Source organism: Pseudoduganella sp. LjRoot289 (assembly GCF_964252925.1).
Taxonomy (GTDB): Bacteria; Pseudomonadota; Gammaproteobacteria; order Burkholderiales; family Burkholderiaceae_D; genus Rugamonas.
On the sequence record NZ_CAXUPN020000001.1, the window covers coordinates 4,460,145 to 4,483,176 of the forward strand.

Annotated in this window: 20 protein-coding genes; 13 read left to right on the top strand and 7 right to left on the bottom strand. The window is 64.4% G+C overall.

Annotation, left to right across the window (positions count from 1 at the left end; genetic code table 11):
• Positions 1–160: 160 nt before the first annotated feature.
• The 3 genes from ACSQ8Y_RS19005 to ACSQ8Y_RS19015 all read left to right on the top strand — a co-directional run bounded on the left by ACSQ8Y_RS19005 (position 161) and on the right by ACSQ8Y_RS19015 (position 4,538).
• Complete coding sequence (locus tag ACSQ8Y_RS19005) at positions 161–1,438, top strand: HlyC/CorC family transporter (RefSeq protein WP_436267996.1); 1,278 nt, start codon at positions 161–163, stop codon at positions 1,436–1,438.
• Between the two features lie 123 nt (positions 1,439–1,561).
• The gene (gene pilB / locus ACSQ8Y_RS19010) at positions 1,562–3,292 is read left to right on the top strand and encodes a type IV-A pilus assembly ATPase PilB (protein WP_436267997.1); all 1,731 of its coding nucleotides are present in this window, start codon (positions 1,562–1,564) and stop codon (positions 3,290–3,292) included.
• A gap of 22 nt (positions 3,293–3,314) precedes the next feature.
• On the top strand, positions 3,315–4,538 hold the full coding sequence (locus tag ACSQ8Y_RS19015) for a type II secretion system F family protein (protein ID WP_436267998.1): 1,224 nt from the start codon (positions 3,315–3,317) through the stop codon (positions 4,536–4,538).
• Positions 4,539–4,544: 6 nt separating this feature from the next.
• On the opposite strand, the gene ACSQ8Y_RS19020 is transcribed toward ACSQ8Y_RS19015, so the two are convergent.
• Genes ACSQ8Y_RS19020 through ACSQ8Y_RS19030 form a run of 3 tightly spaced genes read right to left on the bottom strand, consistent with a single transcriptional unit; the run spans position 4,545 to position 7,140 of the window.
• On the bottom strand, positions 4,545–4,943 hold the full coding sequence (locus ACSQ8Y_RS19020; RefSeq protein WP_436267999.1) for a carboxymuconolactone decarboxylase family protein: 399 nt from the start codon (positions 4,941–4,943) through the stop codon (positions 4,545–4,547).
• 16 nt (positions 4,944–4,959) lie between these two features.
• Positions 4,960–5,739 carry a 3-hydroxybutyrate dehydrogenase gene (locus ACSQ8Y_RS19025; protein WP_436268000.1) on the bottom strand — a complete coding sequence of 260 codons (780 nt, stop codon included), beginning with the start codon at positions 5,737–5,739 and terminating at the stop codon, positions 4,960–4,962.
• Positions 5,740–5,748: 9 nt separating this feature from the next.
• Positions 5,749–7,140: a GntP family permease gene (locus tag ACSQ8Y_RS19030; protein ID WP_436268001.1), complete on the bottom strand. Its 1,392-nt coding sequence runs from the start codon at positions 7,138–7,140 to the stop codon at positions 5,749–5,751.
• 252 nt (positions 7,141–7,392) lie between these two features.
• Here ACSQ8Y_RS19030 and ACSQ8Y_RS19035 point away from each other — a divergent pair, with 252 nt between their 5' ends.
• From ACSQ8Y_RS19035 to yacG, 5 genes are all read left to right on the top strand, one after another.
• Positions 7,393–8,802, top strand: a complete 1,410-nt coding sequence (locus tag ACSQ8Y_RS19035; protein WP_436268002.1) for a sigma-54 interaction domain-containing protein — start codon at positions 7,393–7,395, stop codon at positions 8,800–8,802.
• A gap of 56 nt (positions 8,803–8,858) precedes the next feature.
• Complete coding sequence (locus tag ACSQ8Y_RS19040; protein ID WP_436268003.1) at positions 8,859–9,728, top strand: prepilin peptidase; 870 nt, start codon at positions 8,859–8,861, stop codon at positions 9,726–9,728.
• Position 9,729: 1 nt separating this feature from the next.
• The gene (gene coaE, locus ACSQ8Y_RS19045) at positions 9,730–10,377 is read left to right on the top strand and encodes a dephospho-CoA kinase (RefSeq protein WP_436268004.1); all 648 of its coding nucleotides are present in this window, start codon (positions 9,730–9,732) and stop codon (positions 10,375–10,377) included.
• 64 nt (positions 10,378–10,441) lie between these two features.
• Complete coding sequence (gene zapD / locus ACSQ8Y_RS19050) at positions 10,442–11,197, top strand: cell division protein ZapD (RefSeq protein ID WP_436268005.1); 756 nt, start codon at positions 10,442–10,444, stop codon at positions 11,195–11,197.
• A gap of 11 nt (positions 11,198–11,208) precedes the next feature.
• Positions 11,209–11,379, top strand: a complete 171-nt coding sequence (yacG, locus tag ACSQ8Y_RS19055; RefSeq protein WP_436268006.1) for a DNA gyrase inhibitor YacG — start codon at positions 11,209–11,211, stop codon at positions 11,377–11,379.
• Positions 11,380–11,508: 129 nt separating this feature from the next.
• Here yacG and mutT read toward each other — a convergent pair whose 3' ends face one another.
• Genes mutT through argJ form a run of 3 tightly spaced genes read right to left on the bottom strand, consistent with a single transcriptional unit; the run spans position 11,509 to position 14,039 of the window.
• On the bottom strand, positions 11,509–11,922 hold the full coding sequence (mutT, locus tag ACSQ8Y_RS19060) for an 8-oxo-dGTP diphosphatase MutT (protein WP_436268007.1): 414 nt from the start codon (positions 11,920–11,922) through the stop codon (positions 11,509–11,511).
• Complete coding sequence (locus ACSQ8Y_RS19065) at positions 11,919–12,800, bottom strand: ATP-binding protein (protein ID WP_436268008.1); 882 nt, start codon at positions 12,798–12,800, stop codon at positions 11,919–11,921. Before ACSQ8Y_RS19065 ends, mutT begins: the two co-directional genes overlap by 4 nt.
• Before the next feature lie 3 nt (positions 12,801–12,803).
• Entirely contained in the window at positions 12,804–14,039 is a 1,236-nt protein-coding gene (gene argJ, locus ACSQ8Y_RS19070) for a bifunctional glutamate N-acetyltransferase/amino-acid acetyltransferase ArgJ (RefSeq protein WP_436268009.1), read from the bottom strand.
• A gap of 310 nt (positions 14,040–14,349) precedes the next feature.
• On the opposite strand from argJ, the gene ACSQ8Y_RS19075 reads away from it, so the two are divergent.
• From ACSQ8Y_RS19075 to ACSQ8Y_RS19095, 5 genes are all read left to right on the top strand, one after another.
• Entirely contained in the window at positions 14,350–15,567 is a 1,218-nt protein-coding gene (locus ACSQ8Y_RS19075) for a porin (protein ID WP_436268010.1), read from the top strand.
• Between the two features lie 10 nt (positions 15,568–15,577).
• Positions 15,578–15,997, top strand: coding sequence for a hypothetical protein (locus tag ACSQ8Y_RS19080; RefSeq protein WP_436268011.1), 420 nt, complete (start codon positions 15,578–15,580; stop codon positions 15,995–15,997).
• A 208-nt stretch (positions 15,998–16,205) separates the two neighbouring features.
• Positions 16,206–17,420: a porin gene (locus ACSQ8Y_RS19085; protein WP_436268012.1), complete on the top strand. Its 1,215-nt coding sequence runs from the start codon at positions 16,206–16,208 to the stop codon at positions 17,418–17,420.
• A 34-nt stretch (positions 17,421–17,454) separates the two neighbouring features.
• Positions 17,455–17,853, top strand: coding sequence for a hypothetical protein (locus ACSQ8Y_RS19090; RefSeq protein ID WP_436269859.1), 399 nt, complete (start codon positions 17,455–17,457; stop codon positions 17,851–17,853).
• Positions 17,854–17,921: 68 nt separating this feature from the next.
• Positions 17,922–19,928, top strand: coding sequence for an ATP-binding protein (locus ACSQ8Y_RS19095; protein ID WP_436268013.1), 2,007 nt, complete (start codon positions 17,922–17,924; stop codon positions 19,926–19,928).
• Positions 19,929–19,968: 40 nt separating this feature from the next.
• Here ACSQ8Y_RS19095 and secA read toward each other — a convergent pair whose 3' ends face one another.
• Positions 19,969–22,725, bottom strand: coding sequence for a preprotein translocase subunit SecA (secA, locus tag ACSQ8Y_RS19100; protein ID WP_436268014.1), 2,757 nt, complete (start codon positions 22,723–22,725; stop codon positions 19,969–19,971).
• Positions 22,726–23,032: the final 307 nt, after the last annotated feature.

Here is a 23,032-nt window from a genome sequence, read left to right on the forward strand (position 1 = left end):
CGCCAGATCAAACTTGCCGCGCTGGAAACATGTCCGGCTTGCACCGCAGCCGGGCTTGCCTTAAAATCCTCAGCTCTGAAGCCGCATCGTGCAGCTTCCCGCTCTGGGCCGGCGCCGCCTGACCAGCTACTCCCCATGCCAGTTTCTTCACGGTGACCCATTGGATACCGTTCCCATATGGGCGCAATTCCTCGCGCTCGCACTCCTGATCCTTTGCTCGGCGTTCTTCGCCATGGCCGAAACCGCCCTGATGGCGGCCAACCGCTATCGATTGCGCCACCAGGCCAAGCGCGGCAGCCGGCGCGCGCTGGCCACGCTGTGGCTGCTCGACCGCACGGATAAGCTGCTGTCGCTGGTGCTGATCGCCAACACGCTGATCAACGCCACGGCCATCGCCCTGGTCACCGCCATCGTGATCCACACCTTCGGCTACGACGAATGGCTGATCGTGGCCTCCACCGCCTGCATGACTTTCCTGCTGGTGGTGTTCGCCGAAATCTCGCCGAAAATGATAGGCGCGACCTATCCCGAGCAGATCGCCTTGCCCACCGCCACCATCCTGCGTCCGCTGATGGCGGCCGCCAAGCCGGTGATCTGGTTCACCAACCTGTTCGTCGGCGTGGTGCTGCGGCTGTTCCGCATCAAGATGGGCACGCCGCTGCGCGAGACCCGGCTGTCGCCCGAGGAACTGCGCTCGCTGGTGCTCGAAGGCGGCAACTTCATTCCGCAGAAACACAAAAGCATCCTGCTCAACCTGTTCGACCTGGAAGCCATTTCGGTCGAGGACGTGATGACGCCGCGCGCCCAGATCGAGGCCCTGAACCTGTCCGCACCGGTCGACGAGATCAAGCTGCAGCTGACCACCTGCTACCACAACAAGCTGCCGGTCTACGAGGGCGAGATCAACCAGATCGTCGGCATCCTGCATGTGCGCAAGGCCATGTCGCTGCTGACGATGGACGAGGAACTGACGGCCGAGCATTTCCGCGCCCTGCTGTCCGAGCCCTACTTCATTCCGCTGGACACCGCCGTGTTCGCCCAGTTGCAGTACTTCCAGGAAAACAAGGAACGCCTGGGCATCATCGTCGACGAGTACGGCGAAGTGCAGGGCCTGGTCACCTTGGACGATATCATCGAGGAAATGATCGGTGAATTTACGACATCAACGCCGGGCGCGGCGCGGGCCGACAGCTTCAACTGGACCGAGGCCGGCGACTGCCTGCTGGAAGGCACCACGGCCTTGCGTGACATCAATAAGCGTCTGGGATTAAACTTTCCCCTGGACGGGCCGAAAACATTGAACGGGATGCTGCTCGAGTTATTGCAGGAAATTCCCGAAGCCGCCATCAGCGTCAAGCTGGGCGGCTGCGTCATCGAAGTGGTGCAAGTACAGGAACAGGCGATCAAAGTCGTCAAATTGATACGTCCGCGCAGCTAGGCTGGCGATAGAGCCGCGCACGGTACGCATCTGCTTTACAAAAGTGATGCCTACGGGCATCATCCGATGGATGGCTCCAGAGGGGCCAGCCCCATCATGCAGTTTTCCTAACAGCGCGGTTCTATGGCAGCAGTTCAACCCAACACGGCGTCCAGCGTCCCCATGGCGGGCCTGGCGCGGGCCCTGATGCAAGCCGGGCGCCTCACCGCGCCCCAGGCCGACGCGCTGCAAAAAAAAGCGCTGACAGATAAGCAACCCTTCATCGACACCCTGCTCGCCAGCGGCACCATCCAGGCCCGCGAGCTGGCCATGTTCTGCTCCGAGACCTTCGCCTATCCGCTGATGGACCTGGCCGCCTTCAGCGTCGAGGCGCTGCCGCCCAAGATCATCGACGCCAAGCTGATGCAGAGCCAGCGCGTGATCGCCCTGGCCAAGCGCGGCAACAAGATGTCGGTGGCGATCTCGGACCCCACCAACACCCAGGCGCTGGACCAGATCAAATTCCAGACCGAGTCCTCGGTGGAACCGGTGATCGTGGCGCACGACGCGCTGCTGGCCCTGCTGAGCAGCCTGAACCGCAACGCCGAGCAAAGCCTGAACGACATCGCCGGCGACGAGCAGGACATCCAGTTCGCCGAGGAGTCGGACGCGCCGTCGGCCGCCGCCGAGCAGGCCGCCAACGAAGTCGAGGACGCGCCCATCGTGCGTTTCCTCAACAAGATGCTGATGGACGCGGTCAACCTGGGCGCCTCGGACTTGCACTTCGAACCGTTCGAGAAGTTCTACCGCATCCGCTTCCGCGTGGACGGCGTGCTGATGGAACACGCCCAGCCGCCGGTGTCGATCAAGGAAAAGCTGGTGTCGCGCATCAAGGTGCTCGCCAAGCTCGACATTTCCGAAAAGCGCGTGCCGCAGGACGGCCGCATGCGCCTCATCGTCTCGCCCACCAAGACCATCGACCTGCGCGTGTCGACCTTGCCGACCCTGTTCGGCGAGAAGACCGTGATGCGTATCCTGGACGCCACGCAGGCGCAGATGGGCATCGACTCGCTGGGCTACGACCCGGACCAGAAGGAGATCCTGCTCAGCTGCATCGAGCGGCCCTACGGCATGGTGCTGGTGACCGGGCCGACCGGCTCGGGCAAGACGGTGTCGCTGTACACCTGCCTGAACATCCTGAACAAGCCCGGCATCAACATCTCCACCGCCGAGGATCCGGCCGAGATCAACCTGCCGGGCGTCAACCAGGTCAACGTCAACGACCGCGCCGGACTGACCTTCCCGGTGGCGCTGAAATCCTTCCTGCGCCAGGATCCCGACATCATCATGGTCGGCGAGATCCGCGACCTGGAGACGGCCGACATCGCCATCAAGGCCGCGCAGACCGGCCACATGGTGTTCTCCACGCTGCACACCAACGACGCGCCGTCGACCCTGACGCGCCTGATGAATATGGGCGTGGCGCCGTTCAACATCGCCTCCTCGGTGATACTGATCACCGCGCAGCGCCTGGCGCGCCGGCTGTGCACCTGCAAGCAGCCGGTGGACATCTCCAACGAGCTGCTGCTCAAAGCCGGCTACCAGGCCGAAGAGCTGGACGGCAGCTGGAAACCGTACGGCCCGGTGGGCTGCGAACGCTGCAACGGCGGCGGCTACAAGGGCCGGGTCGGCATCTACCAGATCATGCCGATCACGCCGGCGATCGAGGCCATCATCCTGGCGCACGGCAACTCGATGCAGATCGCGGCCCAGTCGGAAAGCGAGGGCGTGAAATCGCTGCGCCAGTCCGGCCTGGTCAAGGTGAAGAACGGCCTGACCAGCCTCGAGGAAGTCCTCGGCTGCACCAACGAATAAAGTTAAGCGAGGAAACACCATCATGGCTACATCGAGCAACGCCGGCAATCCGGTCAAGGAATCGGTCTTCGCCTGGGAAGGCAAGGACAAGGCCGGCAAGACCGTGCGCGGCGAACTGCGCGCCGGCGGCGAGGCGGTGGTCAACGTGACCTTGCGGCGCCAGGGCATCATGGTGACCAAGGTCAAGAAGAAAACCTACCGCAGCGGCAAGAAGGTCACCGACAAGGACATCTCCCTGTTCACGCGCCAGCTGGCCACGATGATGAAGGCCGGCGTGCCGCTGCTGCAGTCCTTCGACATCGTCGGCAAGGGCCACTCCAACCCGTCGGTGGCGAAACTGGTGATGGACTTGCGCGCCGACATAGAAACGGGCACCAGCTTGAACCAGGCGTTCCGCAAGTTCCCGCTGTATTTCGACCCGCTGTTCTGCAACCTGGTGGGCGCCGGCGAACAGGCCGGCATCCTGGAAGACCTGCTGACCCGGCTGGCGATCTACAAGGAAAAGACCCTGGCCATGAAGGCCAAGATCAAGTCCGCGCTGACCTACCCGGTGTCCATCCTGGGCGTGGCCTTCATCGTCACGGCCGTCATCATGATCTGGGTGGTGCCGGCCTTCAAGGAGGTGTTCGCCACCTTCGGCGCCGACCTGCCCGCGCCGACCTTGTTCGTGATGGCGGTGTCGGAATACTTCGTCAAATACTGGTGGCTGATTTTCGGCACTTTGTTCGGTTCGCTGTACTTCTTTTTCCAGGCCTGGCAGCGCTCGCCGCAAGTGCAGCGCTTCATGGACGTGGCCCTGCTCAAGCTGCCGATTTTCGGCGAAGTGATACGCAAGGCCACCATCGCGCGCTGGACCCGCACGCTATCGACCATGTTCGCCGCCGGCGTGCCGCTGGTCGAATCGCTGGACTCGGTGGGCGGCGCTTCCGGCAACATCGTCTACCTGGAAGCGACGCGCCGCATCCAGAAGGAAGTCAGCACAGGCACCAGCCTGACGGTGGCGATGCAGAACGCCGACGTGTTCCCGAACATGGTCACGCAGATGGTGTCCATCGGCGAGGAGTCCGGCTCGCTGGACGCCATGCTGGGCAAGGTGGCCGACTTCTTCGAAGAGGAAGTGGACGAGGCCGTGGCCTCGCTGTCGAGCCTGATGGAACCGCTGATCATGGTGATCCTGGGCGTGCTGATCGGCGGCCTGGTGGTGGCCATGTATTTGCCGATCTTCAAGCTCGGTTCGGTGGTGTAAGCGGCTTCATGTGAGACCCTCGCTGGCCGACAGCACTTCCTGCGCGGCCCGGAAGGCTTCGGCCACCAGCGGCACGCCGCAGTAGACGGCGGCGTGCAGCAGCACTTCCTGCAGTTCGCCGACGGTGGCGCCATTGTTCAGCGCACCGCGGATATGGCCCTTCAGCTCATGCGTGCGGCCCATCGCCGTCAGCATGGCCACGGTGGCCAGGCTGCGCGTCTTCAGGTCCAGGCCGGGCCGCTGCCAGACCGTGCCCCACGCTACACGCGTGATGTAGTCCTGCAGCGGCTGCGTGAACGCGGTGGCGCCGTCCAGCGCGCGCGCCACGAAGTCCTCGCCCATCACCTGCTTGCGCGTGCGCAGGCCGTCCTCATACTGCTGATCCTGCTGATCCGTTTTTTCCATGCCGTCCTCGACCATGTTATTGGGCGGCCCAGCCGCCGTCCATATTGAGGGCCGCGCCGCGTATCTGGTCGGCGCCGGCGCTGCACAGGAACACGGCCAGCGCGCCGATCTGCTCGGGCGTGGCGAACTCCAGAGAAGGCTGCTTCTCGCCCAGCAGCCTGGCGCGCGCCGCCTGTTCCGTCAACCCTTCCCGCCCGGCCAGGTCGTCGATCTGTTTTTGCACCAGCGGCGTCAGCACCCAGCCAGGGCAGATGGCGTTGCAGGTGACGCCGCTGCGCGCGTTCTCCAGTGCCACCGCCTTGGTCAGCCCGATCACGCCGTGCTTGGCCGCCACGTAGGCGGCCTTGTTGACCGACGCCACCAGCCCATGCACGGAGGCGACGTTGATGATGCGGCCCCAGCCGCGCTCACGCATCTGCGGCAAGGCGGAGCGGACGGCATGGAAGTTGGACGACAGGTTGATGGCCATGATCTGGTCCCATTTATCGACCGGAAACTCGTGCACCGGCGCGGTGTGCTGGATGCCCGCGTTGTTGACCAGGATGTCGACCGCGCCGAAGGCCTGCGTGGCTTCGGCCACCATGGCGGCGATCTGCTCCGGCCGCGACATGTCGGCCGCGCTGTGGCGCACTTGCACGCCGAGCGCGCGCAATTCCTCGATCAAGCCGGCAATGGCGGCGGCGTCGCCGAAGCCGTTCAGCATGACGTTGGCGCCCTGCGCGGCCAGCGCACGCGCGATGCCCAGGCCGATGCCGCTGGTGGAACCGGTGACGATGGCTGATTTGTTGTGCAACATGGAAACTCCTTAGTAGATGCCCAGCAGGTAGTAGGCGGCTATGACGACGAACACGGCCATGGTTTTGATGCAGGTGACGGCGAAGATGTCGCCATAGGAAGTCTTGTGCGTCAGGCCGCTGACCGCCAGCAGCGTGATGACGGCGCCATTGTGCGGCAGCGTATCCATGCCGCCGCTGGCCATGGCAGCCACGCGGTGCAGCACTTCCATCGGGATGTGGGCGGCCGTGGCGGCCTGGATGAAGGTGTCCGACATGGCGGCCAGCGCGATGCTCATGCCGCCCGAGGCGGAACCGGTGATGCCGGCCAGCGCGGTGACGGCGATGGCCTCGTTGAGCAGCGGGTTGGGCACGCTGCGCAGCGCGTCGGCCACCACCAGGAAGCCCGGCAGGCCCGCAATGACGGCGCCGAAGCCATACTCGGAGGCGGTGTTCATCGACGCCAGCAGCGCGCCCGAAATGGCGATCTTGCTGCCCTCGGCGAAACGCCGGCGCACCGTGTCGAATGCCAGCAGCAGCACGGTGGCGATGCCGATCAGCAGCGCCGCTTCGACGGCCCAGATCGCCGCCACTTTCGACACCTCGGTGGCAACCGGTTTCGCCGCGCCCGCCAGCGTCATGCTGTGGGTCTTGCCGTAGTACAGCGGAATCAGGATGGTGAAGACCTTGTTCAGCACGCCGACCAGCACCAGCGGCAGCAGCGCCAGCAGCGGGTGCGGCAGCTTCTCGTGCGTGTAGTCCTCGGGTTCGTTGCTGTGGCCGGTGCCATAGCCCTCGCCCTTGGCCAGCGCCTGGCGGCGGCGCCATTCCAGATAAGCCAGGCCGGTGGCCAGGATGAAGACCGAACCGGTCACGCCCAGCCACGGCGCGGCCCAGGTGTCGGTCTGGAAGAAGGAGGTCGGGATGATGTTCTGGATCTGCGGCGTGCCGGGCAAGGCGTCCATCGTGAAGGTGAATGCGCCCAGCGCGATGGTGCCGGGGATCAAACGCTTGGGGATATTGCTCTGCCTGAACATCTCGGCCGCGAAGGGGTAGACCGCGAACACCACCACGAACAGCGATACGCCGCCGTAGGTCAGCACCGCGCACACCAGCACGATGGCCAGCATGGCGCGCTCGCGGCCTACCAGGCGTATCACCAGCGCCACGATGGACTTGGAGAAGCCGGACAGCTCGATTACCTTGCCGAACACGGCGCCGAGCAGGAAGACCGGGAAATACAGCTTCACGAAGCCGACCATCTTGTCCATGAAGACGCTGGTAAACATCGGCGGCACCAGGGCCGGGTCGGTCAGCAGCACGGCCAGCATGGCCGCCACCGGGGCAAACAGGATGACGCTGAAGCCGCGATACGCGACCACCATGAGGAAAACCAGCGCCAGCAATACAATCAAGAAGCTCATACGCACTCCGATAAGTTAGAATATTGTCTACAGCACAATCCATGCCCGGGGCGGAAAGTCCTGTTAATTCAAGTACTTAGATATCACCGGGCGTGATACGCGAGTATCGTTCGGACGCATATTGTCCGGATATCCGGACAGCTGACGCAAAACAGCCGCAAAAGCGTGTCTGGAATTCCGGACAGGGTGCCGGAATACTGGACAGTGTGGCCTCCAGCGTCCAGAATCGGCCTTTTCCGGAGGGCGGCCGCGATGGATCTGATGCACTGGTTTACCGAGAACCCGGGCGGTTTGCGCCACCTGGCCATGCCCTCGCTGCTGGAACGGCTGGACGCGCTGTGCGAAGGCACGATCGCGGTCGACACCGAGGCCCGCATCGTCTGGTGCAACGACAAATACCTGCAGATGCTGGGCTACACCGACCCGCAGTCGCTGCTGGGCCGCGACGTCGAGGACATCATCCCGAACAGCCTGATGCGCCAGGTGGTCAAGACCGGCGAACCCATCCTGCTCGACCTGATGGCCTTCGGCAGCGAAACCCTGGTCGTCTCGCGCCTGCCTCTGACCGGGCCGGACGGCAAGGTGATAGGCGCGGTCGGCATCTGCCTGTACGACAAACTGCACCACCTGAAACCGCTGCTGGGCAAATTCTCGCAACTGCAGGAAGAGCTGGCCGCCACCCGCCGCATGCTGGCGGCGGACCGCCGGCCGCGCTACAACCTGGCCAGCTACGTCGGCAACAGCCCGGCCAGCCTGGAGGTCAAGCGCCAGGCGCGCCGCGCAGCGCAGCTGGGCAGCACGGTGCTGCTGCTGGGCGAAACCGGCACCGGCAAGGAGCTGCTGGCGCAAGCCATCCACGCCAGTTCCGGGCGCGCCGGCCAGCCCTTCATCGCCGTCAACGCGGCGGCGATACCGGAAGCGCTGCTCGAGTCCGAATTCTTCGGCGCGGCGGCCGGCGCCTACACCGGCGCCGACAAGCGCGGCCGCGACGGCAAGTTCAAGCTGGCCCACGGCGGCACCCTGTTCCTGGACGAGGTGGGCGACATGCCGCTGCAGATCCAGGCCAAGCTGCTGCGCGTGCTGCAGGAGCAGGAAGTGGAACCGCTGGGTTCGAACAAGGTGATCAAGGTGGACGTGCGCATCATCGCCGCCACCAGCATCGACCTGGTGCAGGCCTTGGCGCAGGGCCGCTTGCGGCGCGACCTGTATTACCGCCTGAACGTGCTGTCGATCACGCTGCCGCCGCTGCGCGAGCGCAAGGCCGACCTGGAAGCGCTGTGCGAAGGCGCACTGGAGCAGATCGTCGAACGGACCGGCATGGCGCGGCGCGAGATCACGCCCGGCGCCTTGCAGCGGCTGGCCGGGTACGACTGGCCCGGCAATGTGCGCGAGCTGCGCAACGTGCTGGAAAAGGCCGTGCTGCACAGCGACAACCGGCGCCTGGTGGCGGACGACTTCGACACCATCCTGCCGCTCGCCGTACCGGCCAGGCCGGGCGTGCCGGCCATCGTGCAGCCGCTGGCGCAGGCGGTCGCGGCGGCCGAACGCGGCGCCATCGAAGCGGCGCTGCTGGCCGCCGGCGGCAAGAAAACCGAAGCCGCGCGCCTGCTCGGCATTTCACGCGCCACGCTCTATGAAAAAATGGCGCACCTGCAACTGTAGTTGTGCCTTGCCCTGCCTTATACTGTGCGCTGCCCAACCCAAACGGAAGCAACCCGATGCAGGATATATTGCTGTTCGCCCCGCCCGCCACCCTGGCCGCCGCCATCGCGGCCGGCATCTTCGGCCTGCTGATCGGCAGCTTCCTCAACGTCGTGATCCACCGCCTGCCCATCATGATGCAGCGCGAGTCGGACAACTACGTGGCTTCCGAACTGGGCAAGGAATTGCCGCACACCGAACGCTACAGCCTGGTCGTGCCGCGCTCGGCCTGTCCGCACTGCCGGCACCAGATCACGGCGCTGGAAAACATCCCCGTGATCAGCTACCTGGTCCTGCGCGGCAAATGCAGCAACTGCAAGGCCAAGATCTCGCCGCGCTATCCCCTCATCGAAGCGCTGACCGGCCTGCTGTCGGCGGCGCTGGTGTGGCAGTTCGGCAGCGGCTCGATGGGCCTGGCCACGCTGTTCTTCCTGTACTGCCTGGTCGCCATGACCTTCATCGACGCCGACACCCAGCTGCTGCCGGACGACCTCACCTTCCCGCTGCTGTGGGCGGGCCTGCTGATCAACATCAACGGCACCTTCGTGCCGCTGCAGGACGCGGTGATCGGCGCGGCGGCCGGCTACCTGGCGCTGTGGTCCATCTACTGGCTGTTCAAGCTGGCCACCGGCAAGGAAGGCATGGGCTACGGCGACTTCAAGCTGCTGGCGGCGCTGGGCGCGTGGCTGGGCTGGACCATGCTGCCGACCATCATCCTGCTGTCGTCGGTGGTGGGCGCCGTGGTCGGCATCTGCCTGATGGTGTTCGCCAAGCGCGGCCGCAACAACCCTATCCCCTTCGGTCCCTACCTGGCGGCGGCCGGCCTGATCGCGCTGATGTACGGCGGCCCGCTGTCCGGCTTCACCTCCGGCCTGCTGGGACAGTAAAGTGGCCGACACGGTGCGCGACAAGTTCAGCGTCGGCCTGACCGGCGGCATCGGCAGCGGCAAAAGCGTGGTCGCGTCCATGTTCGCCGCGCGCGGCGCCACCATCGTCGACACCGACAAGATCGCCCACGGCATGACCGTGGCCGGCGGCCCCGCCATGCCTGCCCTGCTGGCCGAGTTCGGCCCGGAATTCGCGGACGCCAGCGGCGCCATGGACCGCGCCCGCATGCGCGCCCTGGTGTTCAGCGACGCCACCGCCAAGGCCAGGCTGGAAGCCATCCTGCACCCGCTGATCCGGGGCGCCGCGCTGGCCGAGGCCGAGGCGGCGACCGGCAGCTATGTCATCTTCGACGTGCCGCTGCTGGTCGAGTCCGGCGCTTGGCGCAGCCGGGTCGCGCGCGTGCTGGTGGTGGACTGCCCGGAGGCGGTGCAGATCGCCCGCGTCATGGCGCGCAACAAGATGCCGGCTAGCCAGGTGCAAGCCATCATGGCGGCCCAGGCGCCGCGTTCAACGCGGTTGGCAGCCGCCGACGATATCATTAATAATGAAGGGGATTTAGCCGCATTGGAGCCGCAAATTGCGCGATTGCACGATTTATACCTGGCATTTTCCGCAGGAACGATAACAATACCATCGCAACGTTTGTAATTTTGCTTCGCTTGGTTCAGAATCACGGAATTCTTTGCAGGCCCATCTATAGAGGGAAGTCATTTTGATTGTCTACGAATACCCTTTCAACGAGCGCATACGCACGTTGTTGCGGCTGGAAGACCTGTACGAGAAATTCAAGTTCTTTGTGCATCAAGAACACCCGATGCAGCACCACGTCGCGCTGGCCACGATATTCGACATGCTGGAAGTGGCCGGCCGCGCGGACCTGAAGTCCGACCTGCTGCAGGAACTGGAGCGCCAGCGCCAAAGTTTGCTGAGCTACCGCTCCAATCCGAATGTACAGGCCGAAACGCTGGACGCCATCCTGTCCGAACTGGACAGCGTGAGCACCGCCCTGGTGGCCGCGCAAGGCAAGACCGGCCAGAATATCCGCGACAACGAATGGCTGATGAGCATACGCGGCCGCACCATCATCCCCGGCGGCGCCTGCGAATTCGACCTGCCCTCCTATTACGCCTGGCAAAAGCGCAGCGCCGAACACCGCTTCAACGATATCGCCGGCTGGTTCGCGCCGCTGGCGCCGCTGTTCGACGCGCTCGGCCTGGTGCTACGCTTGCTGCGCGATTCCGGCGGCCCGGTTAAAATGATCGCCAATGCGGGAAGTTACCAGCAGATGTTACAAGGCAAGGTCTACCAGATGTTGCGGCTGAGCCTGGATGAATCGCTGGGTGCGATCCCCGAGATTTCGGCCAATAAATACATGCTATGGGTGCGTTTCACCACCCAGGGCGGCGACCTGAAACCGAAGCCGCTGGAAGAAGACGTCCCATTCGAGCTCACGCTCTGCAATTTTTGAATAGAACCGCCATGACCGTAGTTGAATGCCCGACCTGTTCCGCCAAAGTGGAATGGACCGAAAAGAACAAATACCGCCCGTTCTGCTCCGAGCGCTGCAAGCAGATCGACCTTGGCGCCTGGGCCGAAGAAAAATACGCCATTCCGGCCGCCCCCCCGCGCGACCCGCTCGAAGAAGAATAAGCCCTACGGCCATCCCGCTCTGAAAAAGGGGTCAGGGTTATTTATTCCCGCCCGGGGGAAAAAATAACCCTGGCCCCTTTTGGGTTTACGGCAATGCGGCGGAAAAATAACCCTGGCCCCCTTTGGGGGTTACGGCAATGCGGCGGGATCGTGGCGGATCTGCTCCAGCCATTCGAGCAGCGGTATCGTGGCCGGCAGCAGCGGCTCGACGCCGACCGTGCCCTGCCAGGCGAAGGCTTGGCCCTCCAGGCTCTGCGGCTCGCCGCGCCAGTCGCGGCTGATGTAGAAATGCAGCCGCACATGGGCGTGCGGGTAGACATACTCGACGCCGCACCATTCCTGCGCGCTGCTTATGTGCAGACCCAGCTCTTCGACAAACTCGCGCTTCAGCGCTTCAAGCACCGTCTCGCCCGGATCGACTTTACCACCGGGAAATTCCCAGTAACCGTCGTAGGGTTTGCCGGCCGGACGCTGGCCCAGCAGCACGTCCCCGTTGGGCTTGATCAGGATGCCGACCGCGACATCCACTTTTTTCTCCGTCATGCACTTCCTTCGGACAGTTTGCCGGCGTAGTCCTTAGCGAACTGCCAGGCCACGCGGCCGGAGCGCGAACCGCGCTGCAGCGCCCAGCGCAGCGCGTCGCCGCGCGCTTCGGCCACCTGCTCCGCCGTGCAGCCGAAACTGCCCAGCCAGTGCGCGACGATGTCCAGGTAGTCGTCCTGCTTGAAGGCGTAGAACGACAGCCACAGGCCGAAACGCTCGGACAGGGAAATCTTTTCCTCCACCGTCTCGCCCGGATGCAGGTCGCCGTCCTCGTCGTGCTTGTAGCTCAGGTTGTCGGCCATGCGCTCGGGCATCAGGTGGCGGCGGTTCGAGGTCGCGTAGATCAGCACATTGTTCGACTGCGCCGAGATCGAGCCGTCCAGCGCCACCTTCAGCGCCTTGTAGCCGCTCTCGCCCTCTTCGAACGACAGGTCGTCGCAGAAGACGATGAAGCGTTCGGGGCGCCCCGCCACCAGGTCCACGATGTCGGGCAGCTCGGCCAGGTCGGCCTTGTCGACTTCGATCAAGCGCAAGCCGTCTTTGGCGAACTGGTTCAGGCAAGCCTTGATCAGCGACGACTTGCCGGTGCCGCGCGCGCCCGTCAGCAGCACGTTGTTGGCCGGGCGGCCGCTGACGAACTGGCGCGTGTTCTGCTCGATGGCGGTCTTTTGCGGGCCGATGTTGTGCAGGTCGTCCAGCCCGATGGAGGACACGTGCTTGACCGCCTGCAGGTGCGCCACGCCGCCGGCGCGGCGGCGCCAGCGGAAGGCGTAGCCGAGTTTCCAGTCCGGCTCGCGCGGCGCTTGCGGCAAAATCGCCTCCACCCTTTGCAGCAGGGCTTCGGCGCGCACCAGGAATTGTTCGAGGGGCGTAGCCATGGCTCAGGAACGGTAGTCGGCGTTGATGCTGACGTAGTCGTGCGACAGGTCGCAGGTGTACACGGTGGCGGCGGCCTGGCCGCGCGCCAGCTTGACGCGCACGGTGATCTCGCTCTGCTTCATGATGCGCTGGCCGTCTTCTTCCTTGTAGTCCGGGTTGCGGCCGCCGTTCTTGGCCACCCACACGTCGTCCAGGTACAGGTTCAGCTTGCTTACGTCCAGGTCCACGCCGGCGTAGCCGATCGCGGCCAGGATGCGGCCCAGGTTGGGATCGGAGGCGAAGAAGGCGGTCTTCACCAGCGGCGAGTGGGCGATGGAGTAAGCGATCTTGCGGCATTCCTCCATGTCCTCTCCCTCTTCCACGGCGATCGTCATGAACTTGGTCGCACCTTCGCCGTCGCGGATGATGGCTTGCGCAAGGAACACCGACAGCTCGGTCACGGCGGCCGACAGGGCCTGGAATTCGGGCGCGTCGACCGAGTTCACCTCCAGCGTGCCGGCGCCGGTGGCGACCAGCATGAAGGAATCGTTGGTCGAGGTATCGCCGTCGATGCTGATGCAGTTGAAGGACTGGTCGGCGGCCTGCTTGACCAGCGCGTCCAGCACCGGCTGCGCCACCTTGGCGTCGAAAGCCAGGAAGCCCAGCATGGTGGCCATGTTGGGACGTATCATGCCGGCGCCCTTGCTGATGCCGGTCAGGGTCACTTTATGGCCGCCGATATCGACCGTGCGCGAGCCCGCTTTCGGCTGGGTATCGGTGGTCATGATGGCTTCGGCCGCGTTGAACCAGTTGTCCGCGGTGAGGTTGGCCACCGCCTGCGGCAGGCCGGCGGTGATGCGGTCCACCGGCAGCGGTTCCAGGATCACGCCGGTCGAGAACGGCAGGATCTGGCCAGCCTCGCAGCCCAGCAGTTCGGCCAGCGCGGCGCACGATTGCTGCGCGCGCGCCATGCCCTCCTCGCCGGTGCCGGCGTTGGCGTTGCCGGTGTTGACCATCAAGGCCTGGATGGGCTTGCCGCCGGCGTTCACCGCCGCCAGGTTGGCTTTCGAGATCTGCACCGGCGCGGCGCAGAAGCGGTTCAGCGTAAACACGCCGGACACCGTGGCGCCCGGCGCCAGGCGCAGCACCAGCAGGTCTTTGCGGTTCGGCTTCTTGATGCCGGCTTCGGCGTAACCGATGTCGATACCGGCAACCGGCTTCAGATCGGCGGCGACAGGAATGGGGGAATTGACGGCCATGGTGGGTTCTCGGGCTAGTGTAGAGGAAGCCGTTATTGTAATGCCTACGGCCGGACGGCGCGGCGCACTACTTCCAGTACGTCCCGCCGAACGAACTTTGTTATACGACGTCATCCCACTTGGTTAAGTGTCATTAAAAGATGACAAAGTGCGCTCAAACTATCGCCAAAATGCGACATTTTTCTAGAGCAAGCACTCCAATTCCGAGATTTTAGTTCGACCGTGCGGAAATTTCATTTATCTTTGGCAACGCATGCGGCTCTGTGTCCTTGCCGCGCCTCCGAAAAATAAAGTGATTGGAATTCGTACGATGAAAAAGCAACTTCTAGTAGCATCCGTCCTGGCGGCTTGCGGCGCAATGCAAGCCCAGGCCGGCACTTTGAGCGACGGCAACCTGAGCATCAGCGGCTTCGGCACGCTGGCGGCGGCCCAGAGCGATAGCGACACGGCGCAGTTCGCCCGCTACAACCAGGCCACCGGCGTCAAGGACAGCCCGCGCATCGGCCTCGATTCCAACCTGGGCCTGCAGGCGACCTACAAGATCAACGACTGGCTGTCCGGCACCGCGCAAGTGCTGACCCGCAAGAACACCAGCCCGAGCTTCACCACCGACCTGACCTGGGCCTTCCTGAAGATGAAGGTCAACGACGAGATCAACGTGCGCGTAGGCCGCGTCGTGATCCCCGCCTTCCTGATCTCCGACTACCAGAACGTCGGCTACGCCAACACGATGATGCGTCCGCCGATCGAGATGTACGGCCAGGATCCGATCGAGAACGTGGACGGCGTCGACGCCAACTACCAGCACGCCTTCGGCGACACCAACTTCACCGCGCAAGCCTTCTTCGGCTCCAGCCGCGGCAAGCTGTTCGTGCCGAGCGCCGGCGGCTCGGTGGCGAAATACCGCGCGCCGGCGCAGGGCTTCAGCCTGGCCGTCGAGCACGGCCCGTTCACCGTGCGCCTGGGCCATGCGCGCGCCGAACTGTACAGCGACAACCTGCTGCCGCTCAACGCCCTGGCCGCCACGCTCAAGCAGGTCGGCTTCGCCCAGCTGGGCAGGGACCTGGGCATCGTCGACGGCAAGAAGATGAGCTTCACCTCGCTCGGCCTGACCATGGACTGGAACAACATCGTGGTGCAGTCCGAGTATGCCCAGCGCCGCGCGCACGACCCCGTCTACATTCCTGAAACCAATTCCTGGTACGTCATGACCGGCTACCGCTTCGGCAAAGTGCTGCCGTACTACGCGCACGCCGCCAGCAAGGGCGCGGGCAGCTCGATCACCGTGCCGGCCGGCCTGGCCAAGATCCCGGCCCTGAACGCCGCCGTCAACAACCTGCTGGTGTCGCCAGAGCAGTCGACCGACCTGGTCGGCGTGCGCTGGGACTTCGCCAAGTCGCTGGCCCTGAAAGTGCAGATCGACCGCGTCAATCCCAAAGTCAAGTCGGGCCAGCTGATCTTCACGCCGGCCGCCGGCCAGAAGGACAAAGTGACCGTGGTTGCAGCCGGTCTGGATTTCGTATTCTAAGGTGATGGCAATGAAAAAACTGACAGCTAATTTGGCAAGCACGCTTATCCTGGCCGCGCTGGGCGCGGCCGCCCTGCCGGCCGGCGCCGAGACGGTGGTGATCGTCAACAAGGCCAATCCGGCCACGCGCATGTTCTCGGAACAGGCGTCCCAGTTCTTCCTGGGCAAATCGAACATGTTCACGCCGGTGGACCAGGCCGAAGGCTCGGCCATCCGCAACGACTTCTACACCAAGGTCGCCGACAAGGACGCGGCCCAGGTCAAGGCGCTGTGGTCCAAGCTGGTGTTTACCGGCAAGGCCACGCCACCGAAGGAATACAAGTCCAACGCCGACGTCAAGAAGGCCGTGGCGGAAGACCCGAAAGCCATCGGCTACATCGACAAATCGGCCGTCGACGATACCGTCAAGGTCATCCTGACCCTGCCATAAGCGGCGCCATTGGCCGCAGCGCCCGCCCGGAGCGATCCCGGCGGGCGTTTTTATTTGCGCAAGCTTATCGATTCCACTAGTTGAAGAAATACCACACCGCTGCCTGGTCCTGCGCGCCGCCCGCACTTCTTTGGTGCTCTATGGCAAAAATTCGACTAAGGTGAAATGACGCGCCAGCCCGGCGCGGCAAGAGATCAGCGAGGTCAGGATGAAAAGAGCATTTTACGTCAGCTCCCTATTGGCAGCCATGGCGCTGCCGCAAGCCCAAGCGGCCCTGGTCGACGACGGCAAACTCAGCATCAGCGGCTTCGGCACGCTGGGCGTGGCCAAAAGCGATACCGACCAGGCCCAGTTCGTGCGCTACAACCAGGCCACCGGCGTCGGCGACAGCTGGCGCCTCGGCCTGGACACCAACCTCGGCCTGCAGGCCAGCTACAAGCTCAGCGAGCAGCTGTCCGGCACCGTGCAGGTGCTCACGCGCAAAAACACCAGCAAGAGCTTCACCACCGACCTGACCTGGGCCTTCCTCAAGTACAAGGTGAGCGACGAGCTGAACGTGCGCGTCGGCCGCGTGCAACTGCCCACCTTCCTGATTTCGGACTACCAGAACGTCGGCTACGCCAACACCATGATGCGTCCGCCTATCGAGCTGTACGGCCAGGTGCCGATCGAGAACCTGGACGGCCTGGACGTCAACTACCAGCACGCCTTCGGCGACACCAACTTCACCGTGCAGGCCGGCGTAGGCCAGGCGCGCGGCAAGCTGTTCGTCCCGGCCGCCAATACCGTGGCGCATTACCGCGCGCCCGCCAAGGCCATCAGCATGGCGCTCGAGCGCGGCCCGCTGATGGTGCGCTACGCCCACCTGGAAGCGGTCATGAACAGCGACGACGTGACGCCGGTCAACGCGCTGTCGGCCACGCTGGCCAGCGTCGGCTTCGCCCAGCTGGGCCGCGACCTGGGCTTCGTCGGCGGCAAAAAAATCAAGTTCGACGCGCTGGGCGCCACGCTGGACTGGAACAATCTGCTGCTGCAGGCCGAATTCGGCAAGCGGCGTTCGGTCGACCCGATCTATGTGGCCCAGACCGACGCCTGGTACGTGCTGGCCGGCTACCGCGTCGGCCAGTTCGTGCCCTATTACGCGCACGCCAGCTACAAGGGCAAGGGCACCTCGGTCACGCTGCCGGCCAATTTCCCGGCCGCGGGCCCCTTGTCCGCCGCCGTGCGCGGCCTGCTGCTGCCGGCCGAGCAGGACGCCAACCTGGTCGGCGTGCGCTGGAACTTCGCCAGCGCGGCCGCGCTGAAGCTGCAGGTCGACCGCGTCGAGCCCAAGGTCAAGACCGGGGCGCTGATCTACGGACCGGCCGCCGGACTGAAGGACAAGGTGACGGTGTTCGGCGCCACGCTGGATTACGTGTTCTGACCGGGAGCCCGCCATGCAATCATTGACCCGCAAAATGCTGCCGGCGCTGCTGCCCGCGCTGATGCTGTCGGCCGCGCCGCGCGCGATGGCCGAGACGGTGGTGATCGTCAACAAGGCCAATCCGGCCACGCGCATGTTCTCGGAACAGGCGTCCCAGTTCTTCCTGGGCAAATCGACCATGTTCACGCCGGTCGACCAGGCCGAAGGCTCGGCCATCCGCAACGAGTTCTACCAGAAGGTGGCGGACAAGGACGCGGCCCAGGTCAAGGCGCTGTGGTCCAAGCTGGTGTTTACCGGCAAGGCCACGCCGCCCAAGGAGCTCAAGGGCAACGCCGACGTCAAGAAAGCGGTGGCCGACGACCCCAAGGCCATCGGCTACATCGACAAGTCGGCGGTGGACGACACGGTGAAAGTGATCCTGAGCTTGCCTTGACGTTTTGGTCATGAGTTATATTGCTGTCTGGTGGACGCCGCGGGCGTCCAGGACGGCAAGGAGAGGGTGTGAGCTTATCGCTGCGTGCGAAATTTCTGTTGTTGAGCGCCATCGTGCAAGCGCTGGTGGTGGCGCTATTGATCGGCAACAGCCTGCGCGTGATGGACCTCGCGGTCAACAAGAACGCCGAGCGCGTGGCGCACGAGTACGCGGTCACGCTCAATCTCACCCTCAGCCCCTACGCGATCCGTGGCCGGCTTAGCGAGCTGAACGATTACTGGGCCGAGATGCTGTCCGATCCGCAGGACAGTTTTCTGCGCTACATCGTCGTGCTGGACCAGAACGGGGCGACGGTGGCCACCGCCGGCGAGCGCCCGGCCGAGCTGCCGGCGGCGCTGCGCAACCCCGGCGCCGCAGACGGCAACAGCAGCACCAGCATCATGAACGGCGTGCGCACCTGGCAGCAAGGCGGCACGCTGCACGCGCGCGCGCCCATGCTGCTCAAGGATAACCAGATCGGCTCGCTCAATTTCGGGCTCTCGACGAGCGAACTGAGCAAGGCGCGCGAGGAAGTGCTGCTGCAGTCCGGCCTGATTTCCCTGTTCGGCCTGGCGCTGGGCGTACTGCTGTTCTATGCGTTTACACAAGGCATAGGGCGCCGCCTGCGCGCCCTCACCGGGCAGGCCGAGCAGATGATGAAAAGCGCCTTCGGCCGCAGCACGCCGGCCGGCGACGGCGACGAGATCGAAGTCTATGCGCGTTCGCTGAACTCGATGAGCGTGGCCCTGCGCGAACGCGTGCTGCAACTGGAGGCGTCCGAGCGGCGCCTGTCCGAGTCCGAGGCGCGTTTCAAGACCCTGTTCGACATGGCGCCGCTGCCGCTCAGCGTGAGCGACCGCAGCGGGCGCATCATCGGCGCCAACCAGGCCCTCACGCGCGCCTTCGGCTACAGCGAGGAACAGCTGATCGGCAAGCGTTCGGACCAGGTCACTTTCTGGGGCGCGCCCGAGGAGCGCGAGCGCATCTGGCAGCTCTACATGCGCAACGGCGCGGTGCAGGGCGAAGTGGCCAGCATCGCGCTCAAGGACGGCAGCAGCGGCCAGCTGGCGATCTGGTCCTCCTCGCTGACCCTGGACGGCACCGACGCCATCATCTGGGCGCTGCTGGACCTGACGGCCGAGCTGCGCGCCAAGCAGGAACTGGAAGTGCTGAACGTGTCGCTGGAGAGCCGGGTGCGCGAGCGCTCGGCCGAGCTGGAACGCGCCAACGACGACCTGTCGCACGCGCTGCTCACGCTGCAGCACACCCAGCACGACCTGCTGGCCGCCGAGAAGATGGCCTCGCTCGGCTCGCTGGTGGCCGGCATCGCGCACGAACTGAACACGCCGATCGGCAACAGCCTGCTTGCCTCGACCGCGCTGGGCGACCGGGTCGCCGAATTCGAAGCCCTGCTGGTCGGCGGCACCTTGCGCCGCTCCGCCCTGAGCGCCTACAACGAGGAAGTGAAACTGGCCTCCGGCCTGATTTCCAGCTCGCTTAACCGGGCCGCCAGCCTGATCGCCTCCTTCAAGCAGATCGCGGTCGACCAGACCAACGACCAGCGCCGCGTGTTCAATCTGCTGGCCGTGGTGCAGGACACCTCGGCCACCTATATGCCGCGCCTGCGCCGCGCCAACTGCAGCACGTCCTTCCATGTGCCGCCGGAGCTGGCGCTGGATTCGTATCCGGGCAGCTTCTACCAGATCTTCAACAACCTGATCAACAACGCGCTGGCGCACGCCTTCGAGCACAGCGAGAGCGGCACCATCACGGTCAAGGCCCGCGAGCTGGCCGGAAACATGGTCGAGATCGTGTTCGGCGACGACGGCGCCGGCATGCCCGAGGAAGTGCGGCGCCACGTGTTCGACCCCTTCTTCACCACCAAGATGGGGCGCGGCGGCACGGGGCTGGGCATGAACATCGTCTACAACATCGTGACCGGCATACTGAGCGGACGGGTGACGGTGGAATCGCAGCCCGGCAAGGGTACGTCGGTGCGCATCGTCATCCCGCGCAGCTCGCCGATGCGGGCATAGGGGGCATAAAAAAACCGGAGGCCAGCTCCGGTTTTCTGTTTCAAGCCAGCTTGCCGTGGCAAGCCTTGAACTTCTTGCCGCTGCCGCAAGGGCAAGGATCGTTGCGGCCGATGCGCGGCGCGCCGTCGTCGATCTGGGCGCCCGGCGCCGCAGCAGTCGGCGCCAGCAACTCTTCCGGCGCCGCGTTCGGGTTGAAGTCGGCGTGCTGGTAATGCACGTTCTCCAGGTGGGTTGCCTGCATGGCCGCTTCGGCCGCGTCGATTTCCTCGCGCGACTGGATGCGCACCGTCATCACGTGGCGCACCACCTCGTTCTTGATCATGTCCAGCATCTGGCCGAACAGCTCGAACGCCTCGCGCTTGTATTCCTGCTTGGGATTCTTCTGCGCGTAACCGCGCAGGTGGATACCCTGGCGCAGGTGGTCCAGCGCGGCCAGGTGCTCGCGCCAGTGGCTGTCCACGCTTTGCAGCATGACGTTGCGCTCGAAGCCGCCGAAGGCTTCCTTGCCGACGATGTCGATCTTGGCCTGGTACACGGCGTCGGCCGCGGCCAGCACCTTGTCCAGGATTTCATCGTCGGTCAGGCTGGCGTCGGCCGCCAGGGCGCCCTGCAGGTCCACCTGCACCTGCCATTCGCCGGCCAGCGCCGCCTCCAGGCCCTTGATGTTCCACTGCTCCTCGACCGATTCCTCCGGCACGTATTCGCGCACGATGTCGGTGAACATGCCGTGGCGCAGCGACTGGATCATCTCGGAGATGTCGGTCGCCTCCAGCAGCTCGTTGCGCTGCTGGTAGATCACCTTGCGCTGGTCGTTGGCGACGTCGTCGTATTCCAGCAATTGCTTGCGGATGTCGAAGTTGCGCGCCTCGACCTTGCGCTGCGCCGATTCGATGGAACGGGACACGATGCCCGCTTCGATCGGTTCGCCTTCCGGCATCTTCAGGCGGTCCATCACGGCGCGCACGCGGTCGCCGGCGAAGATGCGCAGCAGCTGGTCGTCCAGCGACAGGAAGAAGCGCGACATGCCGGGGTCGCCCTGGCGGGCGGCGCGGCCGCGCAGCTGGTTGTCGACGCGGCGCGATTCGTGGCGCTCGGTGCCCACGATGTGCAGGCCGCCCGCGGCCACCACCTGCTCGTGCAGCGCCTGCCAGCCGTCGCGCAGCGCCTGCGCCTGGGCGGCCTTGTCGGCGTCGCTCAGGGCCGGGTTGGCGTCGATGAACTTGATCTGGTTTTCCACGTTACCGCCCAGCACGATGTCGGTGCCGCGGCCCGCCATATTGGTGGCGATGGTGATCGCTTTCGGGCTGCCGGCCTGGGCGATGATTTCCGCTTCGCGCGCGTGCTGCTTGGCGTTCAGGACGTTGTGCGGCAGGCCGCCCTTGGTCAGGATGCCCGACAGCAGTTCCGAGTTTTCGATCGAGGTGGTACCGACCAGCACCGGTTGGCCGCGCTCGTAGCAGTCGCGGATTTCCAGCAGCATGGCATTGTATTTTTCCTGGTTGGTCTTGTAGACCTGGTCCTGCTTGTCCTTGCGCGCGGAAGGGCGGTTGGGCGGGATCACCACGGTTTCCAGGCCGTAGATCTCCTGGAATTCGTACGCTTCGGTGTCGGCGGTACCGGTCATGCCGGCCAGCTTGGCGTACATGCGGAAGTAGTTCTGGAAGGTGATCGAGGCCAGGGTCTGGTTCTCGTTCTGGATCTTCACGCCCTCTTTCGCCTCGACCGCCTGGTGCAGGCCGTCCGACCAGCGGCGGCCCGTCATCAGGCGGCCGGTGAATTCGTCGACGATCACCACTTCATTGTTCTGCACCACGTAGTGCTGGTCCTTGAAGTACAAGGAGTGCGCGCGCAGCGCCGCGTACAGGTGGTGCACCAGCGTGATGTTGGCCGAGTCGTACAGCGAGGCGCCTTCGGGCAGCAGGCCCATCTTCACCAGGATGGCTTCGGCCTTCTCGTGGCCGGCTTCGGTCAGCAGCACCTGGTGCGCTTTCTCGTCCTTGGTGTAGTCGCCCGGCACTTCAATCTGGCCCTTGCCGTCCGGCGTTTCCTCGCCGATCTGCTGGGTCAGCATTTTCGGCACTTCGTTGATCTTGTAGTACAGATCGGTGTGGTTCTCGGCCTGGCCGGAGATGATCAGCGGGGTGCGGGCTTCATCGATCAGGATGGAGTCGACTTCATCGACGATGCCGAAGTTGAGTACGCGCTGCACGCGGTCGCGCGCTTCGAACACCATGTTGTCGCGCAGGTAGTCGAAGCCGAATTCGTTGTTGGTGCCGTAAGTGATGTCGGACGCGTAGGCGGACTGCTTGGCGGCGTGTTCCATCTGCGACAGGTTGACGCCCACCGTCAGGCCCAGCCAGTTGTACAGTTTGCCCATGGTCTCGGCATCGCGCTGGGCCAGGTAGTCATTGACGGTCACGATGTGCACGCCCTTGCCGGACAGCGCGTTCAGGTAGGCCGGCAGGGTCGCGGTCAGGGTCTTGCCCTCGCCGGTGCCCATTTCGGCGATTTTGCCGAAGTGCAGCACCATGCCGCCCAGCAACTGGACGTCGAAGTGGCGCATCTTGAACACGCGCTTGGACGCTTCGCGGCACACCGCGAACGCTTCCGGCAGCACCGCATCCAGTGCTTCGCCGTTGGCGATGCGCTCCTTGAAGGCGGGGGTTTTCGCTTGCAGCTCGGCATCCGACAACTTCTCCATGGCCGGCTCGAGCGCATTGATTTCGCGTACCGTTTTTTGATATTGCTTGAGCAGACGCTGATTGCGGCTGCCGAAAATCTGGGTCAGTAAGGACATTGGTTAACGCCGTTAAAAAAAGCTATGGTATGAGGTGCTCAGCTTGCCAAGGGCAAAAGACCGGTGATTTTATCATGCCGTCCGGCCTACATAGGGTTATTGCCCTTTATAACAATAGCCAGGATTGTAACTAATTCGGAATTTTTGCCGCGGCGCGGTGGCCGTCCCAGGCGAACCGCGCCGCATTCCGGGGCCTGGCGGGGACCGCGGGTCCCTAGCGGCTCAGTTCGCTTGGGCGGGCAGGCGGGCTGTGGTATGTTTCGGCCATGCGCTTATTCAACTCCCTCAATCAAGGCCGGTCGCCCAA